Here is a 23,652-nt window from a genome sequence, read left to right as displayed (position 1 = left end):
GGCTCGCGGCCCGCGACCGGGGTGTTGCACGTTTTGCGCAACACCCCTTTTTTAGCAATTCCCCTCATACACGTACTTCAGCCACTTCCGGGCCAGGGCGGCCAGATGATAGACCGTTTCTACCGGAGTGGGAGGGAGTTCCAAGTGCCAGCGGGGGAAGTATCGGGAAATATGGAGAGGGAGATCCGGAGATAGGGAGGCCAGCCAACGGGCCTCCTTTTCCATGTCTTCGTCTCCGTCGTTTTTGCCTGGGATCACCAGGGTGGTCACTTCCACATGGCAGCCGGCTTCCACCGCCAGCTGGATATTGGTCTTCACTGTTTCCAGATCCCCCTGGAGCCACTGGTAGAATGCCGGGGTGAACCCTTTCAGGTCGATGTTGGCGGCGTCCACCAGGGGCAGCAGGGCTTCCCAAGGCTCCCGGCAGAGAGTCCCGTTGGTCACCAGGACGGTGCAGAGCCCATTTTCCTTCAGCAGCTGGGCGCAGTCCCGGACATATTCATAACCTACTAGGGGTTCGTTGTAGGTGAAGGCCACTCCGATGCTGCCGGCTTTATCCCGGTATTCTAGGGCCAGGGCCAGCAGCTGTTCCGGATTAAGCTGGAGCCGAGCTGTTTCTGCCCCGGCCTGGGAAATGGAGGCGTTCTGACAGAAGGGGCAGCGGAGATTGCAGCCCCAGCTGCCCAGGGACAGGATTTGGCTTCCGGGATGGAAGCGGCGGAGGGGCTTTTTTTCGATGGGATCCAGGGCCAGGGAGGTGAGGAATCCATAATTGTCCGGGCGGATCTTCCCCTCCCGATGGCTCCGGGCCCGGCAGAAACCGGTCTGTCCCGGGGCCAGTTGGCAGTGATGGGGACAGAGGGAGCAGGTGAGGAGGGATTGCGCTTCCGTCATCTGTGCCTCACCACCTGGAACCGGAATAAGTTGACAGGCTCTTTGGCCGCGATATTTCCTTTCTGACGGGCGATGGAGATTTGGGCATCAACGGTATCCACTCCATCCAAATCGGGCAGCAGAAGGCCTCTCCGTTCGTCCTGAGCGCTTTTCACGATGATCCCATACTTCCGAGGATCCAGTTCCTCCGGCCCAGAAATCGGTTCCGGGGTGCTGAGCACATCCACATTGTATTCCAGATAAGGCAGTTCTTCCAGGCGGACGGCGGGAAAACGGGGATCCCGGGTGGCGGCGGCGATCCCGTTCAGCAGGATTTCCCGGGCCAGGCAGTCCTGGGTGGGCAGGAAGGTGCCGATGCAGCCCCGGAGCTGATCTTGGAGATGGAGGGACACAAAGGCACCGGCCCGGGTATGGAGCATTTCCGAGGGAAGATCAGCCGGCAGGGGGGCGATTTCATGGTTCTTTATATAGGTTTCCACGGCCAAGCGGGCCAGCTTCACATAGGGATCTTCCTGGGCAATCCGCTCTGCCCGCTGCTTTCTTTCTGTTTCCAGCAGAGGACGGAGGAATTTCCGGCTGGGGTCCGGCCCTTCTCCCAGGAAGGAAGCTACCCCGTACCCTACCCCAAAAGGTCCTTCATAGGACAGGAGACGGGATCGGACCGCAGTGCCGTCCCAGGCACCGGCCATGATCCAGAAGGAACGGAGGCCGCATTCGGCGGCGCGGGTGCATAGGGAATGGTCCAGGGTCAGGAGGCGGAAGAAATCTCCCTGGCCCAGGGCTTCCGTACACTGCCGGTCGAAGATAGGGCCTTCCGGTACATACCCATAAGGGCCGTCTTCTTTCAGTTTGTGGGACAGATCTCCGCTGGCGATGAACACCGCCCGGCGACCCAGTTTTTCTGCTGCATCCCGGATGCACTGGCCGAACCGGTAATGGATCGCAGGAGACATGCCGGAAAGGCCAATCCGCACGATCCGGACCTTTTCCAGGGACCCGAATTTCCGGTAGAAATAGAGGGGAATCAGGGTACCGTGGTCCAGGTCCGGATTCCGTTCGCCTTCAAGTCCGGCAGGGATGCCGGATTTTTCTGCCTCATCGGCAATCAGGGCTGCCAGATCCCGGTCGTACTGGACGGAAATTTTTACCTGGGATGCGCCGAATTGGGCGAAATTCCCCTGGGCTTCCCGGCCTGGGGCGATGTGGAAGTAATCCAGGTACATTTCCGCATGGGGACTGGTGATGATCAGGGTATCCGGCTGGAATTCCGCCGCCTGTTTCATGGCGGCCTCATAGGCGGCCGTAGTAGCGGCGATCTTCCTCTCTTCCCCCCGGCCGACTTCCGGGAGGATGATGGGGGGATGGGGGACAGCAAAAGAAGCAAGGATTGTCATAGGAAACACCTCTCTTTCCTTTATTTTAGCACAGAAAAGGCTGCCGCATTGCGGCAGCCTTTTCAGCTCCTTTTCCTGAACAACTCAAACAGATGGACCGGGGCGCCGCTGTTCCAGCTGTACCCGGGGCACTGTTCCTCCACTTTGGCTTTGACGGCTTCCAGATCGTGAAAGACTTCCCACTTGGCGGCAATCTGGGACTGGCCGGTGAGCCGGAGCAGATAGGAGGGGTGGAAAGTGGCCAGGCAGGGGATCCCTTCGGGAGTGGTGAACCATTGGCCCCGTGCTCGGGTGATCCGGGCTTCCGGGCCTTTGAAATACCGGAGAGCCACACTGCCCAGCGCCAGGATCACCTTGGGCTGGAGGAGACGGATTTCCTGTTCCAGCCATTTTTGGGCACAGAAGGCCCCTTCTTCCACGGTGGGGGTCCGGTTTCCTTTGGGACGGCATTTGATTACATTGGTGGTATAGACCCGGTCCCGGGTGATCCGGACGGACCAGAGGGCTCGGTCCAGCAGCTGGCCGCTGGGGCCGATGAGAGGACAGCCGTAGTCATCCTCCACGCCTCCGGGGCCTTCTCCCACGATCATGAGAGGGCTTTCCAGGCTGCCGAACCAGCCTACCGGGGCTTGGCAGTCCTGGCGGAGGGGGCAGGCGGTGCAGTCTTCCAGCTGTTTTTTCAGTTCGTCAAAGTTTGCAGGTTCCATGGATTTGTATGCTCCTTGTATGGTTGACGGCCTGCTGTTCAGGCAGCAGGCCCCTTCTCCTTCATCCTCTCCAGGAAGAACCCGGCCAAAAATCCGGTGAACAGGCCGGTGGGGATGCCGATGGCAATCAGCACCGGCAGGTAGGAGAACAGGGCCGGGGTCCGCATGATGACCACCGCCATCAGGATCTGGCCGCAGTTGTGGAGGAAGGCTCCCAGAAGGCCGATCCCGATGGTGGAGAACCAATGGTGCTTCTCTCCCAGGGCCATGCCCACAAAGCTCAGGGCGGCGCCTCCCAGCCCGATCAGGAAACCGGGGCTCAAAAGCCCCGTGAACAGGAGACCGGTCAGGAGGATCCGGCTGGCCAGGAACAGCGCTCCCTTGCCTGGGCCGTAGAGGTACAGGACGATGATGGTCACCGTATTGGCCAGCCCCAGGTGGGCTCCCGGCAGGGGCAGCAGCCAGGCTAGGCTGGTTTCTGCCAGCCGGAGGGCGATGGCAGCTGCCAGGAGGACGCCCAGCTGGGTGATTTCGTGGATGGATAGTTTAGCGGAGGATGGCATCATGATCATTTTCCTTTGCTGCTGTGGTAATGGTGACAAGGACCTTTTCCGGTACGCAGGCGATGGTCTGGCCGGAACGGGTGATCTTTCCCTGGTGGACGCAGACCTGGTCCGGACAGGGGGAGGAGAGCACCCGGCCCCCTTCTCTGTCATAGGCGATGACCATTTCTCCATGTTCCACCGGTACGATCAGCTTGGTCTCCGAAGTCACTTTTTTCAGTTCGATCCGCTGGAGCACCTGTTGGTCTTTCCGGACCACCAGGACTTTATCCCGGGCCGTACTGTCGGAACGGAACAGGAACCAGCTCCCGGCTGCCAGTACCAGCAGGACCAAGATCAGCCAAAAATCATTCTTGCGCATAAGGTCTCCTTATTTTTCTGGGGTATAGATGTCTTTCAGGCCGGAGGATACATAGGTCTTCCCCTCTAGATCCACATAGAGCATTTCCAGGTTGGGATCTTTTTCCACCAGGGCCATGGCCTTGTCTTCCGGCAGTACAAAGAGCAGGGTGGAATAATAATCCGCCCAGAAGGCCGAATGGGTGACCACGGTGACGGAACGGGCATGCCAGGCAGGCCAGCCGGTCTGGGGATCCAGGATGTGGTGGTACCGCTTCCCGTCCACTTCATAGTACCGTTGGTAATCCCCGCTGGTGGCGATGGCCGTACCGTCCTTCACTGCCAGGGTCCCCAGGATCTTCTGGGGGTTCCGGGGGTCTTGGATGCCGATCTTCCAAGGACTGCCATCGTCTTTGGTGCCCAGCACCTTGATGTTGCCTCCTGCGTTGATGAGGGCGGTCTTGATCCGTTTGTCCCGGCTCAAGAGGTCTGCGGTCTGTTCCACTGCATAGCCTTTGGCCACCGCTCCCAGATCCAGCTGGGCACCGGGGGCCAGGGTCACCGTATTGGCGGCTGTGTCTAAAGTATACTTCTCAGGACCGGTTTTGGCCAGTGCCTGGGCCACTTCTTCCTGGCTGGGGACGGTCTTGGCTTCCTTATGGGCGTTCCATACCTGGATCACAGGGCCCAGGGTCAGATCCAGATCCCGGTTCCCCATGGGCTGGACTTTGCTCAGGATGTCCATGAGATAGGGAGAAGCTTTGTGGGGGCCTTTTCCAGCACTCTGATTCACCGCGTACAGGTCCTCCGGTCCCTGTGCCGTATAGGGATCCGTCTGGTTGGCAATGGTCTGGAACAGCTGGAGAGCGTCATTGGTGGCATCGGTCAGATCTTTTTGGCTGTCACCGGTGGTGGTGATGGTCACGATGGTATCCATCATGAACCGGGTGTCTTCGTGTTTTTCGGTTTGAAAAAAGCAGCCTGCACAAGTCAGGCTGCTGAAAACCAGAAGCGAAGCTAATAGTTTTTTCATAGAGGTCCTCATGTTATTTCTGCTTTTGAGCCTGGGCGGAAGGGCACTGGTCGGCCATGGCACAGCAGGCGCAGCCAGTGGGTTCTGCTTTGGCGGGGGCTTCAGGCGTACCGGTGACAGGGTTGATCTTCACCAGGCACTTCCGAGGACACTTCATGGTGCACAGGCCACAGCCCACGCACTTGGTGTAGTCGATGACCGGGATGCTGCCGTTGGGGCCGTCTTCCAAAGTGATGGCCTGTTTAGGGCAGGTCTTGACGCAGATGCCGCAGCTGATGCAGGACACCTTGCAGTTGGTCATGGCGGCTTTGCCTTTTTCCCGGTTGTTGCACTGGACCAGGACTTTCTTGTCTGCCGGGATCATTTCGATCAGCAGCTGAGGGCAGGCTTTGGAGCAGGCACCGCAGCTGACGCATTTGTTGTAGTCGAATTCCGGCAGACCGTTTTCCCCGATCTTCAGGGCGCCGAAGTTGCAGGCATCCACGCAGGCACCGTCCCCGAAGCAGCCGAAGTTGCACTGGCCGGGGCCGCCGGCATTGGCAGCCTTCACATAGCAGTTCTTGATGCCTTCCCGGTTGGCCACAGGGGTCCGGTTGGCGGTGCAGCCATTGCAGTGGAGACGGGGGATGCTGCGGACGGCGTTTTCGTCATCGTTGCTTTCCACCCCCATGATGGCGGCAATGGCTTTTTTGTTTTCTGCGCTGCAGACCACGCACTTGGTGGCGTCTTTTTCCTGACCGGAAACAATGGCGTCAGCCATGGCACCGCAGCCGGCAAACCCGCATCCGCCGCAGTTGGCGCCGGGCAGCAGGTTGGTGATCTCCCCGATCCGGGGATCTTCTTCAACGGCAAATTTCTTGCTGGCCGTAGCCAGTACCAGGCCGAACGCACCGCCCAGCACTGCGACCAGAATCACAGCAGTCGTAATCATAATTTTCAGCTCCTAACTCAATGGATGCCGCTCATCCCCATCATGGAAATGGACATGCAGCTGGCAGTGATCAAAGCAATGGGAAGGTTCTGGAGGCATTTGGGCAGGGCCTTTTCATCCAGACGTTCACGGATGCAGGAGAACAGCAGGATAGCCATGGTGTAGCCGATGGACGTACCGATGGAGTTCACGCAGGAATCGATGAAGTTGTAATTGCTTTCCACGTTGATCAGAGCGATACCCAGGATGGCGCAGTTGGTGGTGATCAGAGGCAGGTAAATACCCATGGCCTTGTGCAGGGAAGGCATGGCCTTTTTCATGAACATTTCAACCAGCTGTACCAGGGTGGCGATGGCCAGGATGAAGACCAGGGTCTTCAGGTATTCCAGATGGTAGGGAACCAGGAGCAGATGGTAGCAGGCGTAGGACAGCATGGAGGCCAGCAGCATAACGAAGGATACGGCGGCGCTCATGCCCACGGAGTTCTTGAAGTTCTTGGAAACCCCCAGGAAGGAGCACATCCCCAGGAACCGGGACAGGATGATGTTGGAAACGAAGATGGAGCTAAAGAGAATGCCGAAAGTACTATGCATTGTGAGCACCTCTTTCTTTGAAGTAGTTGACCGCGGCGAATACAAAGCCCATGGTCAGGAAGGCTCCGGCCGGCAGGATGAAGATCAGCACCGGCTGGTAGGAAGCGGGCAGGACGGCGTGGTCAAAGAGTTTGCCGGCCCCGACCAGTTCCCGGAAGAAGGCGATGCAGCACAGGGCGAAGGAATAGCCGATGCCCATGCCGATGGCGTCCAGGGCGGAATCGATGATCCCGTGGTCGCAGGCGAAGGCTTCTGCACGGCCCAATACGATACAGTTAACCACGATCAGAGGGACGAATACGCCCAGGGCTGCATACAGCGCCGGTACGAAAGCGTTCATCAGCATTTCCAGCACAGTTACCACAGAAGCGATAACCACGATGTAGCAGGGAATGTGGATCTGATCCGGGATCAGTTTCCGGATGGCAGCAATGATCATGTTGGTGAAAAACAGAACGAAGGTAAAGGCACAGCCCATACCGATTGCGTTGGTCATGGAAGTACTCGTTGCCAGCGACGGACATACACCCAGCAGCTGGACGAACAACGGGTTTTCCTTGATGATACCTTTGGTCAATTCATGCAGCATCTCGATCAGTCCTTTCCATTGGCATGATTCTTCATGTAGTCCTCACGGGCGGCGTTGACGCCGGTGACGACGGCTCTGGAAGTGATGGTTGCCGCAGTGATGGCTTTGATCTCATTGGGCTTGCCAGCTTCCTGTTTGGTAACTACCAGAGCATCTTTCAGAGGTTTGCCTTTGAATTGGGCCTGCCAGGCGGGTTCCGTACTCTTGGCACCCAGGCCAGGGGTTTCGCTGTGGTTCATGACCTTGATCCCGGTGATCTTGTCCCCGTCCTTGGAGATGCCCACCATCAGGGTCACTTTTCCGCCGTAGCCGCTGGGGGTCACGGTGTAGATGTAGCCGTTGGGCTTGCCGTTCTTGGAAGACTGCTGCACATCGGTGATCAGCCCGCCGGGAGCCGGCAGCTTCTTCAGATCGCCCAGTTCCGGCAGCACCACTTTGTAGGCGGCCCGGGTATCGGCTTCGTGTTTCTTGGCGATGGTATCCTTGGTCCCTTCATTGGCAGCAGCGACGAGACCTACGCTGACGCCGCAGATGACGGCCAGGATGCCGGTGTATTTAACAAAGAGGTTGCTCATTTCTTCTGACCTCCTCCGAAGGATACATTCCGTACGAACCGGTCAATCATAGGAGTGACCATGTTCATCATCAGGATGGAATAGCAGACGCCTTCCGTGTAGCTGCCCCGCAGACGGATCAGGGAAGTCAGGAGACCCAACCCGATGGCGTAAATGATCTTGCCTTTTTTGGTGATGGGGGAGGTGACCCAGTCCGTTGCCATGAAGAAGGCACCAATCATCAGGCCGCCGGCAAACAGATGGTACAGGGGAAAGGTGGAGGGATAACCCATGACAGCACCATAGATCCCAGTGATCACGGCCACGGTGGCCAGGTAGAACACAGGGATGCGCCAGTCGATGAGTTTTTTCCAGATCAGGTACAGGCCGCCCAGGACGAGGGCCGGTACGCAGGTTTCACCCAGGGAACCGCCAATGTTGCCGATGAAGAGATCGGACAGGGGAGGCAGCTGGGAAGCGGCAGCACCGCCGGCCTGCCATACTTTTTCCGTCATCCGCATCACAGCCAGAGGGGTGGCAGCGGTGGTGGCATCAGCCCCGGCAGTGGCAGCCGTGACGGCAGCCGCCTTGGTAGCGGGGATGACCCAGGTGGTCATCTGCTGGGGGAAAGAAGCCAGCAGGATGGCACGGCCGATGTGGGCCGGGTTGAAGATGTTCTTGCCCAGGCCGCCGAAGATGGCCTTGCCGATCACTACGGCGAACATGCCACCCAGGACAGCCATGTAGCTAGGCAGGGAGGCCGGCAGGCACAGGGCCAGCAGGAGACCAGTCAGAGCAGCGGAACCATCTTTGATGGTGTCCTTCTTCACGCCCATGACCTTGTTGGCCAGTTTTTCAAAGATAAGAGCAGAAAGCACGCAGCACACGATGACCCGTACGGCGTCAACGCGGAAATAATAGACAGAAGCCAGGACAGCAGGTACCAGTGCCAGGATGACTTCCCGCATGGACTTGCTGATGGTGAGCCCACAGTGCATGTGGGGAGACGAGGAAACGAGAACCAGCGGTTTCGGTTCTTTAATAGGTTCCATAATCGATATCCAGTCCTTTCGCGAAATTATTTGTCGAATTTATAGAAGGGGTTGTGACCGCCGTCACCTTTCCCTCTGATAAATTGCTTGCCCATCCGGATGTACTGCACCAGAGGAATGTGGGCAGGGCATACGAAAGCACAGGAACCGCATTCGATGCAGGCATGGCAGAAGAACCGTTCTGCATCATCCCAGTTCTGTTTCTTCACAGCCTGGACGATTTCCGTGGGTTCCAGCTTCATAGGGCAGGCATCCACACAGCGGGCGCAGTGCACGCAGGGATCCGGTTCATGATACTGGGCGAAAGGAGATTTGGAATTGAAGATCAGGAGACCGCTGGAACCCTTGGTGATGGGGTAATCCAGGGAGTTGACGGCAAAGCCCATCATCATCCCGCCGGAAACGATCTTTCCGGGATCCCCTTCCAGGCCACCGGCGGCTTTTTCCACAGCATCGCTGTAGAGAGTCCCCAGACGGACGATATAGTTCCCCGGTTTCTTCACGCCGTCACCGCTGATGGTCACGACTCTTTCGTACAGGGGGATGTTGTCTTTCACAGCACGGCAGGCAGCCACAGCCGTCCCTACGTTGTCCACGATGACGCCTACATCCGCAGGCAGCCCCCGGTCGGGAACGGTACGGCCCGTTGCCGCATAGATCAGATGCTTTTCAGAGCCCTGAGGATACTTTTCTTTGCAGACGCAGACTTCGATATTGGCTTCTCCAGCCACTTTCTTCTGCATCAGTTCAATGGCATCGGGCTTGTTGTCTTCGATGCCGATGACGCCTTTGGCAGCGCCGGCAGCCAGCATGAAATACTTCAGGCCTTGGATGATCTCATCGGCGTATTCCAGCAGGGTACGGTGGTCCGCCGTGACGAAGGGTTCACATTCGATACCGTTCAGGAGGATTGTGTCGATGGGGCAGTGGCCTTCCTTGGGAGGAGCATACTTCACCGCCGTAGGGAAGGTGGCGCCGCCCATGCCGGCGATCCCTTTTTCCCGCAGGACCTGACGGATCAGATCCGGGGTAATGTCAGCTTCGCTGCGGGGTTTGATATCCTCGCACATGGTATCCTGGCCATCATTTTTGATGACCACGCACTGGGAAATCATGCCGTTGGGCATATACCGATTTTCCAATTTCATGACCATGCCGCTTACGCTGGCGTGGATATTGGTGCTGACGAAGCCGCCTGCTTCACCAATCACCTGCCCGATCGTGACCTTATCCCCTGGTTTGACCACCGGCTTTGCCGGAGCACCAATGTGCTGGGAAAGAGGAATGTACACCACGTCCGGGGCCGGGCATCTTTCGATGGCCACTTTGTCGGTCAAGGACTTGCTGGGGGGTACTTCTACACCGCCCATGAAACTTGCTTCTTGTGCAGACATTCAGTTCACCTCTAACCTTTCATGTGTCAACTTCAAGTAAAAATTATATATTGTTAAATCACAAAAAACAAGGGGCTGAAAAGACTCTCTTAGAGGAAGGGGGAAGAAAGCGGGGAAAATTTTTCTTCCCAAAAAGTTTACAAAAAAACATGCAGGAGAGTGTAAAATAGTTTATAATAATGATCGTAGCAGGAGGATTTTTGTACAAATGTAAGAATTTGAAAAATCTTATGAAAAAACTGTCTACACTTTCGTATATATAATGAAGAGAATTTACAGCATGCGGGAGGAAGCGCCTATGTTCGGATTGTATTTCGATGATTATGAGACACCGGTGTTCCGGCCCCCCAGTGAAGCCAACAGCTTCATCCTGCGGGTGACCCGGGGCTGTGCCCACAATACATGTACCTTTTGTGCCATGTACAAGGACGTGCAGTTCGCCCTTTGTCCGGATGAGGAAATCTCTCGGCAGATTGCCCTGGCGGCCCGGTACGCCCAGGATCAGGTGAAGCGGATCTTCCTGGCGGATGGGGATGCCCTGGTGCTCCCCACCTCGAAACTGCTGAAGATCCTGGAAGTGCTCTACCGGACCTTCCCCCATCTCCAGCGGGTGACCTCCTACGCCGGCCCTCGGGATATCCTGCGGAAAAGCGATGCAGAAATGGAACAGCTCCGGGAGGCTGGGCTGAAGATGCTGTATTTCGGCCTGGAAACGGGAGACGATGCCCTCTTGGCCCGGATCAAGAAAGGCGTCACGGCAGAAGAAGCCATCGCTGCCGGACAAAAGGTGGTCCGCAGCGGGATGAAGCTTTCCATGATGGTGATCGCCGGCCTGGGCGGGAAAGCTGACAGTGAGCGCCACGCCGTGGAGACCGGCAAAGCTGTCACCGCCATCCAGCCCAATATGCTCAGCGTGCTGACCCTGCGGCTGTACAAGGGGACGGAGATGCTCCGGCAGTTCGAAAAGGGAGAATTCGAACTGCTTTCTCCGGCAGGCCTGGCCCAGGAAGCCCACACCATGCTGGAAAATGTGGAGATCCGGCCGGAGAACCATACCCTGTTCCGCAGCAACCACATTTCTAATTACGTGGCCTTGGCCGGCACCTTGCCCCAGGATAAGGAACGTCTGCTCCGGGAACTGGAAGTGTCCATCGGGAAACTTTCCAAATTGACGGATTGGGAAGTTTATACTAATATGGAGTATTGAGAATGTTTCATTTTTGTCGGATCTGAAAGGATCCTTTGGTTCAGGAAAAGAGGCACCTTGTATGAAACTGCATAGACTCATCACAGCGCTGGTCCTGGCTGTGCTGGCTCTGCCCCTTTCAGCAGGCGCGGCTGCCCGGAAGGCGGCTCCTCTGAAAGTGGGGGACAAGGGCTGGAAAGTCAAGACGGTACAGATCAAATTGAATGCCATCGGGATGAAGACACCCATGACCGGGAAATATACCCGGGACCTGGAGGAGCAGGTCCGGAATTTCCAGCGCAGCCACAAGCTGCAGGCCACGGGAAAAGTGGATGACACCACCTACTTCCGGATCCAGGAAGCCGCCTTTGAAAAAGAAGGGATCCACGGGGTGAAGGGAGAAGATGTGGTCCGGACGGCTTCCCGCTACAAGGGCGTACCCTACAGCTTCGGAGGGACCACTCCCCGGGCCTTTGACTGTTCCGGCTACGTCCAGTATGTATTCCGACAGCACAAGGCCCAGCTGCCCCGGACCGCGGACCTGCAGTTCGAAAAAGGGCTCTTCGTGACCCAGCGGCAGCTGAAGCCGGGGGATCTGGTATTTTTCTCCACCTACGAACCTGGGGCCTCCCATGTGGGGATCTACGCAGGGAACGGGCTGTTCTGGAATGCCACCTCTTCCCAGGGAGTGCGGCTGTGCAGCCTGTCCGACGATTACTGGAAAGCAAGATACTACGGTGCCAAGCGGGTCCTGGTCCCGGTACACAAATCATATCGCTGAAGCGAATCAGGGGGTAAATCGATGATTAGGGAACGACGCAATAAGGAAAAATTGACTAGCTACTACAACAAGTTCATTGACGAAGGAATCATAGATCCCAACGTCCATCCGTGGGTAGCGGAGTCCTGGTGCCGGTGCGAAGCCCGGAAACTGAACCATGAAACCATGCCGGCCCATGGGGTGCGGCTGTCTCCTCAGGAACTGGAAAGAGCCCTGGAAGTCCATGAGGATGTGGTGAAATATGTGGATGGGCTCTTTGAACAGAACAAGCAGTATTTCAATTCCCACAACCTGAGCATGCTGCTGGTGGATGAAGACGGCTATGTGCTGAAGAACTATGCCCTGCCGTTCTTCCAGCGGAGCATCGAAGACATCCAGGGCATGCGGGTCCTGGAAGAAGATGTGGGCACCTCCAGCATCTGCGTGGCCCGGAGCCACAATGTGCCCTTTTTGATGTTCGGACCGGAAATGTGGATCCGGGAAAGCCATTCCGGGGATGCCTGCTCGGCGCCCATCGATGTGGCAGGCCAGGGACGGTACATCCTGTCCCTGTTCTCCTTGGATCAGAACGATCTGCCCTACGACATCCTCTTGAGCCTTTTGATGACCATGAAGTATTCCGTAGAGAATTTCCTGACCATGCTGGCCTACTGGAAGGTCTGCGGACTGATCTCTGAAGAGATCCCGGCTTCTGTGTACTGGGTGAACCCGGACGGGACCCTGCGCTACTGCAATTCCAACGGGAAAAAGCGCCTGGAAGGCCGGAACCGGCTGGATGAAGTGTTCCTGAATTACGAACATATCCCCATCCAGAAAGGCCTTTCGGGGAAGAGCACCATCCGGAAAGAAATCACCTGGATCACCCAGGACCGGACTTATGAAGATGTGACCAGCGTACTGCCAGTGCGGGCCGGGGGCAAGGTGGACAGTGTGGTGATCATCACCATGGCCATCGAGGACCTGAAGACCACCATCGCCCACGCCACCGGATACAGTTCCCGGTACAGCCTGTACAGCATGGTAGGGAATTCCAGTGAATTCCTGGCACTCCAGCACAAGGCCGCCCGGGTGGCCCGGGGAGACAACAACCTGCTGCTCCAGGGCGAACCGGGCACCGGCAAACAGCGGCTGGCCCACGGGATCCATCAGGCCAGCCCCCGGGCGGCGGCGCCTCTTATCACCGTTCGAGGCCATGAAGGGGTGGAAGCGGAACTGGAAGCCGAATTCTTCGGCAGTGACGACGGGGCCGGCCATGTGACGGCAGGGGCCCTGGAACTGGCCAACGGGGGGACCCTGTTCCTGGATGAAATCGAAAAATTCCCCACCCGGCTGGAAGATGTGCTGGCCGATGCCCTGCGCAACGGAGTACTGAACTGGGAGACCGGGACCCGGCGGAAATTCAACGTGCGGGTGATCGCTGCCTGCGATTCCAACCTGAAACGGCTGACGGACAAAGGGCTCTTCTCCCGGAGCCTGTACGAACTGGTCATCGGGACTGTGATCCGGGTACCGCCTCTGCGGGAACGGGTGGAAGACGTGGAAGTGATCGCCAACCACATCCTCACCGAAATGGCCGCCCGGCACAATATGCCCGGAAAGACCCTTTCCAAGGAAGCCCTGCAGCTTTTGAACAGCTGCCAGTGGCCTGGGAACATCAAACAGCTCCAAGGGGTCATCGAACAGGCTTTCTTCCATACCTCCGGCAGCGTCATCGAAGCTTCCCACATCAAACTGCCGGGAGAACACCGGATCGAAAAATCCTGGAAACATGACAAGGATGCCTTCGTGGCCGCTTGGAAAGCTGCCGGGGGCAATATCAGCAAACTGGCCCTGATGCTGGATGTGAGCCGGGTGACTCTGTACCGGTATCTGAAGAAGTTCAACCTGGGCCCGGAAGAAAAGAAGGCACGGGGAAAGAGAGCGAAAAAAGAGTAAACCGACGGGCTGTTGCCAATGCAACAGCCCGCTTATTCAGACGATAAGGAGAGATGGCATGCGTTTACGTAAGAAACCCTGGATCCCCCAGGCCCTGGAAGATTTTCGGGGGAAAGAACTGCTGGAAGACAATCTGGAACAGTATAAGGGGAAATGGTCCCAACTGGTCCTGGGCGGGCGCCCGGTCCAACTGGAAATCGGCTGCGGCAAGGGACAGTTCCTCACTGCCATGAGCGGCCTCCATCCGGAAATCGGCTACCTGGGCATCGAGACCCAGCGGGAAGTCTGCTACTATGCCGTGAAAAAGCTCCGGGAGGGGGAGATCCCCAATGCCCGGATCGTCCATGCGGACGCCGCCCATCTCCTGGAATGGTTCGCGCCCGGGGAAGTGGACCAGATCTACCTGAACTTCAGCGACCCCTGGCCCAAGGCCCGCCATGCCAAACGGCGGCTCACCTACCGGACCTTCCTGTCCCAGTACAAAGAGATCCTGAAGCCCGGCGGCCATCTCCGCTTCAAGACGGACAATGATGACCTATTCGCCTTTTCTGTAGAGGAGTTCAAAGAATTCGGACTGGAAATCGTGGCACTTTCTACGGACCTCCACCATACGGACATTCTCAACGAGGCCCAGACGGAATACGAGCAGAAGTTCAGCGCCCGGGGCAAGAACATCAATTTCTGCGAAGTGGTTTTTTAAAGGACCGAGGCAAAGCATGGGAAAACGGTTTTTACTACTCTGGGCAGATCCTAGGGACGCCCTGGTCAGCCTGGTGTATGTGCTGATGCTCGTGGGGGGAGAGAACATCTTCAGTGCCAGCTTCGTAGCGTCCCAGGATATGTTCGGCAACGAATACCACTACCTGATCCGCTACTGGGCCTTTGGGCTGCCGGGCCTTGTGTTGATGCACGCTATCGGACGGAAAGGGGATTACCACAAGCTCTTCCCGTATGTTCAGCGGATCTGTGTGTTTTTGATCGGGCTCCTGCTCTTTGTGGATGGCTACGGGAAAACCCTCAAAGGGGCCCAGCGCTGGCTGATCCTGGGGCCGATCTCCTTCCAGCCCTCAGAGCTGGTGAAACTGGCAGTGATCCTCCTGGGGGCCAATTATCTGGGCCGTCTGATGGAAGAGGGAAAACAGCCCCATCTGCTCCGGAAGGACACCTGCCTGGCCTTCCTGGAAGCAGCCTTCATGTCCTTTTTGGTGCTGATCCAGCCGGATATGGGCACCGCCGCCATCATCCTGGCCCTGATGATCGTCCTGTACGTGGTGGCCGGACTCCCCTACCGGGAAATCTTCGTCCTCCTGGCTTCGGGAGCGGCCCTGGCCACGGCAGCCGTCATCCAGGCCCCTTACCGGCTGAACCGGGTCCTGGTCTGGCTCGATCCCTGGTCGGATCCCCAGGGGAACGGCTATCAGGCCGTCCAATCCTTTGTGGCCATCGGCAGCGGAGGGATCAGTGGCATGGGCCATGGGATGGGTTCCAGCAAATTTTTCTTCCTTCCCGAGGCACATACGGACTTCGCTTTTGCCGTTTTCTGTCAGGAATGGGGCTTTTTGGGAGCCCTGCTGATGCTCCTGGTATTTATCATCATGGGGCTGGCCCTGTACCGGATCGGAAAGGAGACCCAGGACCGGCGGGGCTTTTTGCTGGTCACCGGGGTCAATTTCCTGGTGGTGGGCCAGGCCATTGCCAATATGGCCATGGTCTGCGGCATCCTGCCGGTAATCGGGGTCCCACTGCCCTTCATCAGCTATGGGGGCACGTCCCTCGTGATCACCCAGGCTGCCATCGGATTGGTGCTTTCTGTCTGCCGGCTGGAAAAAGCAGGCAGGGAAAGGGCGGAAGCTCCCCAGGGAGCCTTCCGGCACCAGGCTGAAAGAAAAGGAACAGGGAGGTGGCGGCCTTGAAGTTTCCCAAATTCCCGGGCTTTCCGGGAGCCCCAAAAAAGCAAGCAGCAAAACAAAAAAACGCAGAAAAAGCTAGGGAGTCTTCCCTGCTGCACCTGGATTCCTCCCATCAGGATGTGCTGGAAAAGGGCAACCGCCGGGTGACCACCCTGGGCTGGGTCCTGGGGTTCGGCATCCTCCTGGTGGTGGGGAGACTGTTCTATCTCCAAGTGGTCCAGGGACGGGCCATGGAACGGGAAGCCCTGGATCAGATCAGCGGGGAACATATCGAGATCTCCCCTCGGGGCAGCATCCTAGACCGGAACGGCGAAGAGCTGGCAGTCAGCGTGGTGAGCAAATCTCTCTATGTGGATCCCCAGGAACTGGTGGATGACCCGGCCCGGTGGCCGCTGGGGAAAATGCCCAGCCGGGACCCCAAAAAAGTAGCGGCGGAAGCCCTGGCACCGGTGCTGGACCTGAAGGCCGATGAACTCTATGGGGAATTCTGTGAGCCGGACCGCCGGTTCGTCTGGGTGAAACGGACCCTGGACCCCCATGAGGCGGACCGGGTGGAAGAGATTCTGAAGGACCAGAAGCTCAGCGGCTTCCATTTCAAAGAAGAAAGCAAACGGTTCTACACGAAGAACAACCTGGCCGCCCAGGTGTTGGGCTTTGTGGGCACCGATGATGAGGGCCTGGAAGGGATCGAAGCCTCTGAGGATGAGTACCTGAAGGGCCAGAACCAGAAAAAACGCAGCTTTTTCGATGCCAAAGGGAATCTGGTCGGCCCCAGTGCCATGAACCAGGTCCAGGCCCGGCGGATGAACACCGTCCAGCTCACCATCGATGCCCGGATGCAGTTCATCCTGGAAAAGAGCCTGGATGAGGCCATCAAGAAGACCCACGCAGCCAGTGCAGCGGCTATCCTGATGGACCCTAACACCGGAGAGATCCTGGGGATGGCCAGCCGGCCCACCTTCGATCCCAACCACTTCGGGGATGCCCCCAAGGGAGCGTTTATGAACCGGGGAGTGGGCATCGTCTATGAGCCGGGTTCCGTGTTCAAGCCCATCATGGGGTCTGCCGGCCTCATGGAAGGCGTCATCACCCCCAATACGCCCTTCAACGATGAAGGCTCCATCGACGTAGGGGGACGGCGGATCCGGAACTGGGACGGCAAAGGGATGGGCCATGTGACCTTCACCGATGTGATCAAGTTCTCCCTGAATACGGGGATGGCCGCCCTGGGGCTGAAACTGGGGGGCGAACGGGAAACGGCTTATGCCCGGGATTTCGGCTTCGGCAGCATCACCGGCAGCGATGTGCCGGGAGAAGAGGCCGGGATTCTGTACGATCCCAAAGACATGGTGCCTTCCGATGTGGCCACCATGGCCATCGGCCAGGGGATCGCGGTGACCCCCCTCCAGATGCTCCGGGCCATCTGCGCCATCGCCAACGGGGGTACCCTGTTGAAGCCGTATATCGTCCAGAAGATCGTGGCTCCTGACGGGACCGTCCTGAAAGAAGGGAAAACCGAAGCAGTCCGGAAAGTGATCACCCCGGAAGTGGCAGAAGAGATGCGGACCATGATGGAAAAAGTCGTCTCGGAAGGGGGCGGCAAGACGGCCCAGATCAAGGGCTATAAGATCGCTGGCAAGACGGGGACCGCCGAGAAGCTCTCTCCCAAGGGAGGCTATATCCCTGGGGTGTACATCGCCTCCTTTGTGGGATTTGTCCCCAGTGATGCCCCCAAATACGCCATGATCATCATGCTGGATTCTCCCAAGGGGGCCTTCTACGGGTCCCAGGTCTCTGCACCGATTTTCCGGGATACCCTCCAGCAGATCCTGGTGGCGGAAGGTATCCAGCCCAGCAATTGGGACGGGCTGCCTACGGTGGAATCCCTGCTGTCCAAAACGGCCAAGGAGGCGGCACCCCTGGCTACCTTGGAAGCAGGAGAAGACGGCTCTGTGAAACTGCCCAACCTGGCAGGCCATTCCATCCGGGAGGTGGCGGCGGCCCTGGGCGGGGCGAAGCTGTCCCTGATCCCCATCGGCAGCGGCACCAGCTGGAAGCAGACCCCGGCCCCAGGGACGGTCCTCCACAGCGGGGATACGGTGACCGTCTATTTCCGGTAAACACACACCCTGCTGCCCGGCTCTTTTCAGCCGCGGCAGCAGGGTGTAAAATAATAGAAAAGGAAAGAGGGGCTGCTGCGCAAGCAGCAGCCCCTCACAAGGAGATACCATGGAACAGATCATCATGGCCGGGAAACCGGTCGCAGAAAAAATACGCAGGGAACTCCAGGAAAAATTCGCAGGAAAGGACCTGACCCTGGCCACTTTCCTCATCGGGGACAATCCGGCGGCCCAGGTCTACAAACGGAGCCTGCTCCGGACGGCCGCCAGCCTGGGGATCCATACCCGGGATGTAGTACTGCCCAAAGAGACCAGCCAGGAAGAAGCAGAAAAAGTCCTGCGGGAACTCAGCGATGATCCCCAAATCAGCGGCATCCTGCCCCTGGTTCCCTTCCCTCCACACATCCGGCGGCTGGACCTGGTCCAGCAGATGGATCCGGAAAAGGACATGGACTGCATCCATCCCATCAACGGGGGAAAGTTCTATCTGGGCATCACACCCTGGGCCCCCTGCACCCCCCGAGCCTGTATGGCGATCCTGGACTATTACGGGATCCCCCTGGTGGGACAGAATGTGGTGATGGTGGGCTATGGTGAAGTGGTGGGGCGGCCACTCACCCTGATGCTCATGGGGCGTTATGCCACCGTGACCGTCTGCCGTTCCCGCACAAAAAATCTGCCCGCCATCACCCGGCAGGCAGATGTGATCCTCAGCGCCGTAGGGAAACCCAACCTGATCACAGAAGATATGATCCGGGAAGGCGCTGTGGTGGTGGATGTGGGCATCAATTCCGTAGACGGGAAACTGGTGGGGGATGTGTCCGAAGCGGCGAAGATCGCCAAAGCGTCCGCTTATACCCCGGTTCCCGGCGGAGTGGGTGTGGTCAGCAACCTGATGGTGATGGAGACCCTGACCTGCCGCCTCTGATCATTTCTTGTCCTTGGCAGCCAGCTTGCCAAGGAATTTGGCCTTGTTCACCAGGAACCGTTCATGGGTGCCCTGGCCGATGGTGCCATAGTTGTCAGAAACAGTGATCTTGAAGGTCAGTTTCCGTCCGTCCACGCCTACTAGGACGGCTTTGGCCGTAACGGTCTTGCCTACGGCGGTGGCGGCATCATGGGACAGGTTCACGCTGATCCCCACGCTGGTGGTTTCTTCATCCAAGCAGGGATTGACGATATTGCAGGCTGCCTTTTCCATCAGGGCCAGCATGGCCGGGGTGGCATAGACCTCCAGGGAACCGCTGCCCATGGCGGCTGCGGTGTTGGTGTGGAGAACGGTATCCGTGGCTTCGCCCACGGCGCCGATACGGAATTCTTTCATGGTATCCACTTCTCTCTTTTAGATTTTTGACAATTCCATCTTACTCGTTTTTCACAGGAAAGGCAAGGAGGCAGCATGTTTTATGATGAATTGCTGAAGGGGAAGGCTCCTGGCCGTCTGGCCCTGGTAGACCAGGAAGAGGAGCTGACCTATGGGGAACTGGAGGCAAAGGTGGACCGCTGGGCTGCGTTCCTCCAGGCGAAGGGGCTGCAGAAAGGACAGCGGGTGGCTCTGGTGAGCCGGAACTGCAATGGCTTTGTGGCCGCCTATCTGGCGGTGATCCGGGCTGGGGGCGTCATCGTCCCCCTCAATTTCCAACTGGTCCCCCGGGAAATCGCCTATATCCTGAAAGATGCCGGGATCTCCCTTTTGATCAGCCGCCGTCCTCTGGAGCTTGGGGAAGCTCTGGAAGAAGCGGGGATCAGCGGGGTCCGGCAGTTCCTGTACGAAAATCTGGATGAGCCGGTGGAATGGACTTTCCAGCCGCCGGAGCGCCGGGAAGAGGATAACTGCACCATCATCTACACTTCTGGGACCACCGGGCATCCCAAGGGAGCCATGCTGAGCCACCGGAACCTGCTGACCAACGCCCGGGCCTACTGTGAAGCGGTGGGACTGCTGCCGGAGGACAGGATTCTCTGCCTCCTGCCCATGTACCACTGCTACGGCTGGACGGTCTGCGTCACCAGCGGCCTCCTCCTGGGGGCCCGGATCGTGATCCAGACCAGCTACAATTTCAAGACGGCCCTGCGGCTGGTGGTCCGGCAGCAGGTATCCATCTTCGTGGGGGTGCCGGCAGTGATGGAACTGCTCTTGGACGGCGCCCCTCTGCCGGATCTGGCTTCGGTGCGGGCCTTCATCTGCGGCGGAGCGGTCCTGAAGAAGGAACTGGGGGAGCGGTTCGCCGCCTGGAGCCGCAAACCCCTGTTAGATGGGTACGGCCTTTCAGAAACGTCCCCGGTGGTCAGCTTCAATCGGCCAGGAAAGGCCCGGTTCGGGACCATCGGGATCCCCATCCGGGATGTGGAAGTGGCCATCTTGGATCCCCAGGGGCAGGAGCTTCCGCCGGGAGAAACCGGGGAAATCGCCGTCCGGGGACCCAATGTGATGCTGGGCTACCTGAACCAGGAAAAAGCAACGGAACGAGCTTTCCGCTATGGGTGGTTCCATACGGAAGATGTGGGCTTTTTCGACCAGGAGGGCTTCCTCCACCTGGTGGACCGGCTGAAGGACCTGATCATTTCCAGCGGAGAGAACATCTATCCCCGGGAAGTGGAACAGGTGCTCCTCCAGTATCCCGGAGTGGCGGAAGCAGCGGTGATCGGATATCCGGATCCCCTCCGGGGACAATCCGCGGCAGCCTGGGTGGTTCCGGAAGCGGGGACGGCAGTGGATCTCCGCGCCCTGCGCCGGTACCTACTGGACCGGATCGCCCCTTACAAAATCCCGAAAAAATACTTCCTGGCCCGGGAACTTCCCCGGACCGGACTGGGGAAAGTCCGGAAGAATGTGCTCCAGGAAGAAACCTTGAAACTTTTAGAAAAGAACAGAACAGCCGGGAGGGCTTTATGAGAAAAATCATGCTCCTTGGGTGCCTGCTGCTGAGCCTTCTCTTCAGCGGCTGCGCCAAAGGCCATATCACCTTGGAAATCACCCGCCTGGGGGCGGCCGACCTGACCTGTAAACTGGTGACAGCACCGGTGCTGAAACCCACCGTGGACGCCTTCCAGGAAGATTTCCAGAAGGACGGCTACGCTGTCCAGCCTGCTAAAGAAGGGCAGTATGAAGGTTTCCTCGCCACCAAGCATTACAACCAGGTGAAAGACATCAAGGATTCCAAGGTGCTGAAGACCTTCGACATCCGGACCTGGGAAAATGCGGCCCAGGACGCGGCCGGTCCCCAGAACGGGGGAACGGGGAAAAAAGCGGAACTTCCTAAGGAAGGGAAGAAACCCATCGTCCAGCTCCAGGGCGGACTGCTCTTCGATACCATCAGCGTCCATACGGGGATCAACATGGCCCCCAAAGAAGAACTGAAGAACCGGGATGCCCAGGCCGTGCTCCAGACCATTATGAAACAGTTCGACCTGCGGTTCACCCTGATCCTGCCCACGGGAGTGGACGCCACCAACGCTACCCAGGTCAGCGATGACAAACGGGTCCTCACCTGGAAACTGCCCCTGGGAGAAGAGACACCCATGGATGCCACCGTCACCTACCTGAACCCGGTGAAAGCCGCCGGCTGGCTCATGGTGCTCTTGGTGGTAGGCGGCGTAGGAGACGCCTATTACCGGAAACGGAAAAGGATGAAGGGGACTGGGGCGTGAGCCGCAGTCCTTTTCCTAATAAAGCAAAGCCCTGTTGGATGAAAGAGGGGGAGCATCCAACAGGGTTTTGTGTGGTTTATGGACAATCTTCAGAAGGTATGCAAGAGTAGAGATGTGGACCGGCTCAATCTTCCACTGGTTCCAGATCCAGCTTTTCCAGGATGGGCAGGAGTTTTGTGACGCCGCAGGTGAAGAAGATGATCCGGATGACTTCGCAGATGTCGTCTACGGTGGCGCCATTTTCCTGAGCCAGCCGGGCATGGACTTTCATGGTGGTATCGGTACCTGTGGCCATGCCGATAGCCATGACGATCAGTTCCCGATACTTTCGGGGAATCTGGGTATCGGACGCATTGTCTTTGTACCCGTCCAGAAAAGCTTTGACCAGCATGGGGTCATTGCCCATTTTCCGGTGGCTGTCCATAATGGACCCTCCCCGGGCTTGCTTCAGTTGTGCCAGGAACTGGCGGCTTTGGGCCAGTTTTTCAAGATTTTCTTGTTTCATGATTTCAGGCCTCCCAATGGTACTTTTTCTTCAGGAAATCCGGTGCAACGGTGGGGAAGAGAGCATAGGTCAGCACATCTTCCTCGCTGCGGGCCAGGCTTCCGGCATCTCTCTTGGCTTTTTCCCAGCCCGGTTCCAGCAGGCTGGCCGGCCGGCAGTCAATGGGCGCTTTTCCGCCCAGGGCTTTCTGCAGCAGCTCCGGAGCGATGGGACCGGGAGGACAGCCGTACATGCCTCGGCAGTAGTCCCGCATTTCCTTGCTGATGAATTTGTACCGTTCTCCCATCAGCACATTGCTGGTGGCCTGGGCCCCACAGATCTGGCTGCTGGGGGTAGCCAGGGGAGGATAACCCATGTCCTTCCGGACCCGGGTGACTTCTTCCAGGATTTCCGGGAGACAGTCCAAGGCGTTCATGGCTTTCAGCTGGTTTTCCAGGTTGGTGAGCATCCCGCCCGGTACCTGGTGCTGGAGGCATCCCACATCAACCCCGATCAGCTGGCTTTCTACATCCTTGTGGAGCTCCCGGAGATACTGGAATCCCTTGTTCAGGGCTGCAAAGGGAGCCAAGTCGATCTGGGGATCCCGGCAGGTCCCACGCAAGCCTGCAATGAAACTTTCGATGGGGGGATGTCCGGGCCCCAGGCCCAGGCTTGAAACGCACACATCTACTCCGTCAGCGCCCGCCCGGATGGCTTCCCAATAGCACATTTCCGCCATGCCTCCGGTACAGTGACAGTGGAGATGGACTGGGATATCCAGAGCCTCTTTCAGGGCGTGGATCAGGGTATAAGCCATAGGAGGAGTCATCAGGCCGGCCATGTCTTCCACATGCATGAGCTGGGCTCCCATTTTTTGCTGCGTCAGGGCGTTTTTCACAAAAGTATCGATGGTGTTGAGGGGACTCAGGTTGTACTGGAGGCTCCCCTCGATTTTTTTGCCCATTTTTTGTACCGCCCGGAAGGCGGTCTCACAGTTCCGCAGATCCTGCAGGGCATCGAAGATCAGGAAAACATCGATGCCGGCCTTGGCAGCACATTCCACGAACTTTTCCACGATGTCGTCTGGATAAGCATGGTAGCCCACCAGATTCTGGCCCCGGAGGACCATTTTCAGCGGAGTATGTCTCATATACCGTTTGAAGGTACGGACCCGGTCCCAAGGATCATCCTGGAGAAAGCGGATGCAGACGTCAAAAGTTGCGCCTCCCCACATTTCCATGGATGCATAGCCGAGCTGGTCCATCCGGGAAAGAAACGGGATCATTTCTTCGGTTTTTACCCGGGTAGCCAGCAGGGACTGGATTCCATCCCGGAATTCTACACTGTTGAACTGGACAGGTGCTGTACTGGCAAAAGAAGGCCCGCCAGTAGAGGGTCCTGTTTTTTTTGTCTGTTGTTCCGCCGACAATTCCATCACAACTCCTTTCCCTGTCTAAGGGATCAAAGAATTCTTTTTGCAAGCTTGCTAAATCGTTTCACTAAAACGTTTAACTTATTTTTGCATGATTTTTTTGTTTTGTC

The 23,652-nt window shown here is 57.8% G+C and carries 24 protein-coding genes; 9 read left to right on the top strand and 15 right to left on the bottom strand.

Going from position 1 to position 23,652, the window contains the following annotated elements; translation table 11 throughout:
• Positions 1 to 51 precede the first annotated feature (51 nt).
• The 12 genes from amrS to rsxC all read right to left on the bottom strand — a co-directional run bounded on the left by amrS (position 52) and on the right by rsxC (position 10,043).
• Positions 52 to 894, bottom strand: coding sequence for an AmmeMemoRadiSam system radical SAM enzyme (amrS, locus tag BQ2657_RS02335; protein ID WP_075579194.1), 843 nt, complete (start codon positions 892 to 894; stop codon positions 52 to 54).
• The gene (gene amrA / locus BQ2657_RS02330; protein WP_075579193.1) at positions 891 to 2,288 is read right to left on the bottom strand and encodes an AmmeMemoRadiSam system protein A; all 1,398 of its coding nucleotides are present in this window, start codon (positions 2,286 to 2,288) and stop codon (positions 891 to 893) included. The genes amrS and amrA overlap by 4 nt, the downstream gene beginning before the upstream one ends.
• Before the next feature lie 62 nt (positions 2,289 to 2,350).
• On the bottom strand, positions 2,351 to 2,995 hold the full coding sequence (locus tag BQ2657_RS02325; protein WP_075579192.1) for a uracil-DNA glycosylase: 645 nt from the start codon (positions 2,993 to 2,995) through the stop codon (positions 2,351 to 2,353).
• A gap of 38 nt (positions 2,996 to 3,033) precedes the next feature.
• Complete coding sequence (locus tag BQ2657_RS02320; RefSeq protein ID WP_232708989.1) at positions 3,034 to 3,561, bottom strand: Gx transporter family protein; 528 nt, start codon at positions 3,559 to 3,561, stop codon at positions 3,034 to 3,036.
• Positions 3,542 to 3,919 carry a NusG domain II-containing protein gene (locus BQ2657_RS02315; RefSeq protein WP_075579191.1) on the bottom strand — a complete coding sequence of 126 codons (378 nt, stop codon included), beginning with the start codon at positions 3,917 to 3,919 and terminating at the stop codon, positions 3,542 to 3,544. Before BQ2657_RS02315 ends, BQ2657_RS02320 begins: the two co-directional genes overlap by 20 nt.
• 9 nt (positions 3,920 to 3,928) lie before the next feature.
• Entirely contained in the window at positions 3,929 to 4,930 is a 1,002-nt protein-coding gene (locus BQ2657_RS02310; RefSeq protein ID WP_075579190.1) for an FAD:protein FMN transferase, read from the bottom strand.
• Between the two features lie 13 nt (positions 4,931 to 4,943).
• The gene (locus tag BQ2657_RS02305; protein ID WP_143224821.1) at positions 4,944 to 5,861 is read right to left on the bottom strand and encodes an RnfABCDGE type electron transport complex subunit B; all 918 of its coding nucleotides are present in this window, start codon (positions 5,859 to 5,861) and stop codon (positions 4,944 to 4,946) included.
• A 17-nt stretch (positions 5,862 to 5,878) separates the two neighbouring features.
• Positions 5,879 to 6,454 carry an electron transport complex protein RnfA gene (locus BQ2657_RS02300; protein ID WP_075579189.1) on the bottom strand — a complete coding sequence of 192 codons (576 nt, stop codon included), beginning with the start codon at positions 6,452 to 6,454 and terminating at the stop codon, positions 5,879 to 5,881.
• Entirely contained in the window at positions 6,447 to 7,043 is a 597-nt protein-coding gene (locus tag BQ2657_RS02295; RefSeq protein ID WP_075579188.1) for an RnfABCDGE type electron transport complex subunit E, read from the bottom strand. The genes BQ2657_RS02300 and BQ2657_RS02295 overlap by 8 nt, the downstream gene beginning before the upstream one ends.
• Positions 7,044 to 7,048: 5 nt before the next feature.
• A complete protein-coding gene (locus BQ2657_RS02290) occupies positions 7,049 to 7,618 on the bottom strand; it encodes an RnfABCDGE type electron transport complex subunit G (protein ID WP_075579187.1) in 570 nt (189 codons plus the stop codon).
• Positions 7,615 to 8,649, bottom strand: a complete 1,035-nt coding sequence (locus tag BQ2657_RS02285; protein WP_075579186.1) for an RnfABCDGE type electron transport complex subunit D — start codon at positions 8,647 to 8,649, stop codon at positions 7,615 to 7,617. Before BQ2657_RS02285 ends, BQ2657_RS02290 begins: the two co-directional genes overlap by 4 nt.
• A gap of 26 nt (positions 8,650 to 8,675) precedes the next feature.
• Positions 8,676 to 10,043, bottom strand: coding sequence for an electron transport complex subunit RsxC (gene rsxC / locus BQ2657_RS02280; RefSeq protein ID WP_075579185.1), 1,368 nt, complete (start codon positions 10,041 to 10,043; stop codon positions 8,676 to 8,678).
• Between the two features lie 298 nt (positions 10,044 to 10,341).
• Between rsxC and BQ2657_RS02275 the strand changes: the two genes are divergently transcribed.
• The 7 genes from BQ2657_RS02275 to BQ2657_RS02245 all read left to right on the top strand — a co-directional run bounded on the left by BQ2657_RS02275 (position 10,342) and on the right by BQ2657_RS02245 (position 18,903).
• Positions 10,342 to 11,250 (top strand): radical SAM protein, encoded by a 909-nt coding sequence (locus tag BQ2657_RS02275; RefSeq protein WP_187119162.1) that lies wholly within the window; start codon positions 10,342 to 10,344, stop codon positions 11,248 to 11,250.
• Between the two features lie 61 nt (positions 11,251 to 11,311).
• Positions 11,312 to 12,010, top strand: a complete 699-nt coding sequence (locus BQ2657_RS02270) for a C40 family peptidase (RefSeq protein ID WP_075579184.1) — start codon at positions 11,312 to 11,314, stop codon at positions 12,008 to 12,010.
• 21 nt (positions 12,011 to 12,031) lie between these two features.
• Positions 12,032 to 13,945 (top strand): sigma-54-dependent Fis family transcriptional regulator, encoded by a 1,914-nt coding sequence (locus tag BQ2657_RS02265; protein ID WP_075579183.1) that lies wholly within the window; start codon positions 12,032 to 12,034, stop codon positions 13,943 to 13,945.
• 58 nt (positions 13,946 to 14,003) lie between these two features.
• Positions 14,004 to 14,645 carry a tRNA (guanosine(46)-N7)-methyltransferase TrmB gene (trmB, locus tag BQ2657_RS02260; RefSeq protein WP_075579182.1) on the top strand — a complete coding sequence of 214 codons (642 nt, stop codon included), beginning with the start codon at positions 14,004 to 14,006 and terminating at the stop codon, positions 14,643 to 14,645.
• Between the two features lie 16 nt (positions 14,646 to 14,661).
• The gene (locus BQ2657_RS02255; protein WP_075579181.1) at positions 14,662 to 15,858 is read left to right on the top strand and encodes an FtsW/RodA/SpoVE family cell cycle protein; all 1,197 of its coding nucleotides are present in this window, start codon (positions 14,662 to 14,664) and stop codon (positions 15,856 to 15,858) included.
• Complete coding sequence (locus BQ2657_RS02250) at positions 15,846 to 17,975, top strand: penicillin-binding transpeptidase domain-containing protein (protein ID WP_390621264.1); 2,130 nt, start codon at positions 15,846 to 15,848, stop codon at positions 17,973 to 17,975. The genes BQ2657_RS02255 and BQ2657_RS02250 overlap by 13 nt, the downstream gene beginning before the upstream one ends.
• A gap of 109 nt (positions 17,976 to 18,084) precedes the next feature.
• Positions 18,085 to 18,903, top strand: coding sequence for a bifunctional 5,10-methylenetetrahydrofolate dehydrogenase/5,10-methenyltetrahydrofolate cyclohydrolase (locus BQ2657_RS02245; protein ID WP_075579180.1), 819 nt, complete (start codon positions 18,085 to 18,087; stop codon positions 18,901 to 18,903).
• Here BQ2657_RS02245 and BQ2657_RS02240 read toward each other — a convergent pair whose 3' ends face one another.
• Positions 18,904 to 19,299: a thioesterase family protein gene (locus tag BQ2657_RS02240; RefSeq protein WP_075579179.1), complete on the bottom strand. Its 396-nt coding sequence runs from the start codon at positions 19,297 to 19,299 to the stop codon at positions 18,904 to 18,906.
• 75 nt (positions 19,300 to 19,374) lie between these two features.
• Here BQ2657_RS02240 and BQ2657_RS02235 point away from each other — a divergent pair, with 75 nt between their 5' ends.
• Together BQ2657_RS02235 and BQ2657_RS02230 are read left to right on the top strand one after the other, a co-directional pair.
• Positions 19,375 to 20,871, top strand: a complete 1,497-nt coding sequence (locus BQ2657_RS02235; RefSeq protein ID WP_075579178.1) for a class I adenylate-forming enzyme family protein — start codon at positions 19,375 to 19,377, stop codon at positions 20,869 to 20,871.
• Positions 20,868 to 21,626 (top strand): hypothetical protein, encoded by a 759-nt coding sequence (locus tag BQ2657_RS02230; protein ID WP_075579177.1) that lies wholly within the window; start codon positions 20,868 to 20,870, stop codon positions 21,624 to 21,626. The genes BQ2657_RS02235 and BQ2657_RS02230 overlap by 4 nt, the downstream gene beginning before the upstream one ends.
• 124 nt (positions 21,627 to 21,750) lie before the next feature.
• Here the strand turns inward: BQ2657_RS02230 and BQ2657_RS02225 are convergent, their stop codons facing one another.
• Both BQ2657_RS02225 and BQ2657_RS02220 read right to left on the bottom strand, forming a co-directional pair.
• Complete coding sequence (locus BQ2657_RS02225) at positions 21,751 to 22,131, bottom strand: carboxymuconolactone decarboxylase family protein (protein WP_075579176.1); 381 nt, start codon at positions 22,129 to 22,131, stop codon at positions 21,751 to 21,753.
• A gap of 4 nt (positions 22,132 to 22,135) precedes the next feature.
• Positions 22,136 to 23,545, bottom strand: a complete 1,410-nt coding sequence (locus BQ2657_RS02220) for a pyruvate carboxylase subunit B (RefSeq protein ID WP_075579175.1) — start codon at positions 23,543 to 23,545, stop codon at positions 22,136 to 22,138.
• Positions 23,546 to 23,652: the final 107 nt, after the last annotated feature.

Source organism: Acidaminococcus massiliensis (assembly GCF_900095825.1).
GTDB classification, from domain to species: Bacteria; Bacillota; Negativicutes; order Acidaminococcales; family Acidaminococcaceae; genus Acidaminococcus; species Acidaminococcus massiliensis.
Note: the sequence above shows the minus strand (reverse complement) of the source record. Positions and strands in the feature narration are given on the sequence as shown.

Bases quoted from the DNA above. Each gene is read 5' to 3' on its own strand.
- BQ2657_RS02230 (WP_075579177.1), top strand. From the start codon at position 20,868: ATGAGAAAAATCATGCTCCTTGGGTGCCTGCTGCTGAGCCTTCTCTTC.
- BQ2657_RS02255 (WP_075579181.1), top strand. From the start codon at position 14,662: ATGGGAAAACGGTTTTTACTACTCTGGGCAGATCCTAGGGACGCCCTG.
- BQ2657_RS02270 (WP_075579184.1), top strand. From the start codon at position 11,312: ATGAAACTGCATAGACTCATCACAGCGCTGGTCCTGGCTGTGCTGGCT.
- BQ2657_RS02300 (WP_075579189.1), bottom strand. From the start codon at position 6,454: ATGCATAGTACTTTCGGCATTCTCTTTAGCTCCATCTTCGTTTCCAAC.
- BQ2657_RS02285 (WP_075579186.1), bottom strand. From the start codon at position 8,649: ATGGAACCTATTAAAGAACCGAAACCGCTGGTTCTCGTTTCCTCGTCT.
- BQ2657_RS02235 (WP_075579178.1), top strand. From the start codon at position 19,375: ATGTTTTATGATGAATTGCTGAAGGGGAAGGCTCCTGGCCGTCTGGCC.
- amrS (WP_075579194.1), bottom strand. From the start codon at position 894: ATGACGGAAGCGCAATCCCTCCTCACCTGCTCCCTCTGTCCCCATCAC.
- BQ2657_RS02320 (WP_232708989.1), bottom strand. From the start codon at position 3,561: ATGATGCCATCCTCCGCTAAACTATCCATCCACGAAATCACCCAGCTG.
- trmB (WP_075579182.1), top strand. From the start codon at position 14,004: ATGCGTTTACGTAAGAAACCCTGGATCCCCCAGGCCCTGGAAGATTTT.
- BQ2657_RS02220 (WP_075579175.1), bottom strand. From the start codon at position 23,545: ATGGAATTGTCGGCGGAACAACAGACAAAAAAAACAGGACCCTCTACT.
- BQ2657_RS02325 (WP_075579192.1), bottom strand. From the start codon at position 2,995: ATGGAACCTGCAAACTTTGACGAACTGAAAAAACAGCTGGAAGACTGC.
- BQ2657_RS02290 (WP_075579187.1), bottom strand. From the start codon at position 7,618: ATGAGCAACCTCTTTGTTAAATACACCGGCATCCTGGCCGTCATCTGC.
- BQ2657_RS02295 (WP_075579188.1), bottom strand. From the start codon at position 7,043: ATGCTGCATGAATTGACCAAAGGTATCATCAAGGAAAACCCGTTGTTC.
- BQ2657_RS02305 (WP_143224821.1), bottom strand. From the start codon at position 5,861: ATGATTACGACTGCTGTGATTCTGGTCGCAGTGCTGGGCGGTGCGTTC.
- BQ2657_RS02225 (WP_075579176.1), bottom strand. From the start codon at position 22,131: ATGAAACAAGAAAATCTTGAAAAACTGGCCCAAAGCCGCCAGTTCCTG.
- BQ2657_RS02245 (WP_075579180.1), top strand. From the start codon at position 18,085: ATGGAACAGATCATCATGGCCGGGAAACCGGTCGCAGAAAAAATACGC.
- BQ2657_RS02315 (WP_075579191.1), bottom strand. From the start codon at position 3,919: ATGCGCAAGAATGATTTTTGGCTGATCTTGGTCCTGCTGGTACTGGCA.
- BQ2657_RS02265 (WP_075579183.1), top strand. From the start codon at position 12,032: ATGATTAGGGAACGACGCAATAAGGAAAAATTGACTAGCTACTACAAC.
- amrA (WP_075579193.1), bottom strand. From the start codon at position 2,288: ATGACAATCCTTGCTTCTTTTGCTGTCCCCCATCCCCCCATCATCCTC.
- rsxC (WP_075579185.1), bottom strand. From the start codon at position 10,043: ATGTCTGCACAAGAAGCAAGTTTCATGGGCGGTGTAGAAGTACCCCCC.
- BQ2657_RS02275 (WP_187119162.1), top strand. From the start codon at position 10,342: ATGTTCGGATTGTATTTCGATGATTATGAGACACCGGTGTTCCGGCCC.
- BQ2657_RS02310 (WP_075579190.1), bottom strand. From the start codon at position 4,930: ATGAAAAAACTATTAGCTTCGCTTCTGGTTTTCAGCAGCCTGACTTGT.
- BQ2657_RS02240 (WP_075579179.1), bottom strand. From the start codon at position 19,299: ATGAAAGAATTCCGTATCGGCGCCGTGGGCGAAGCCACGGATACCGTT.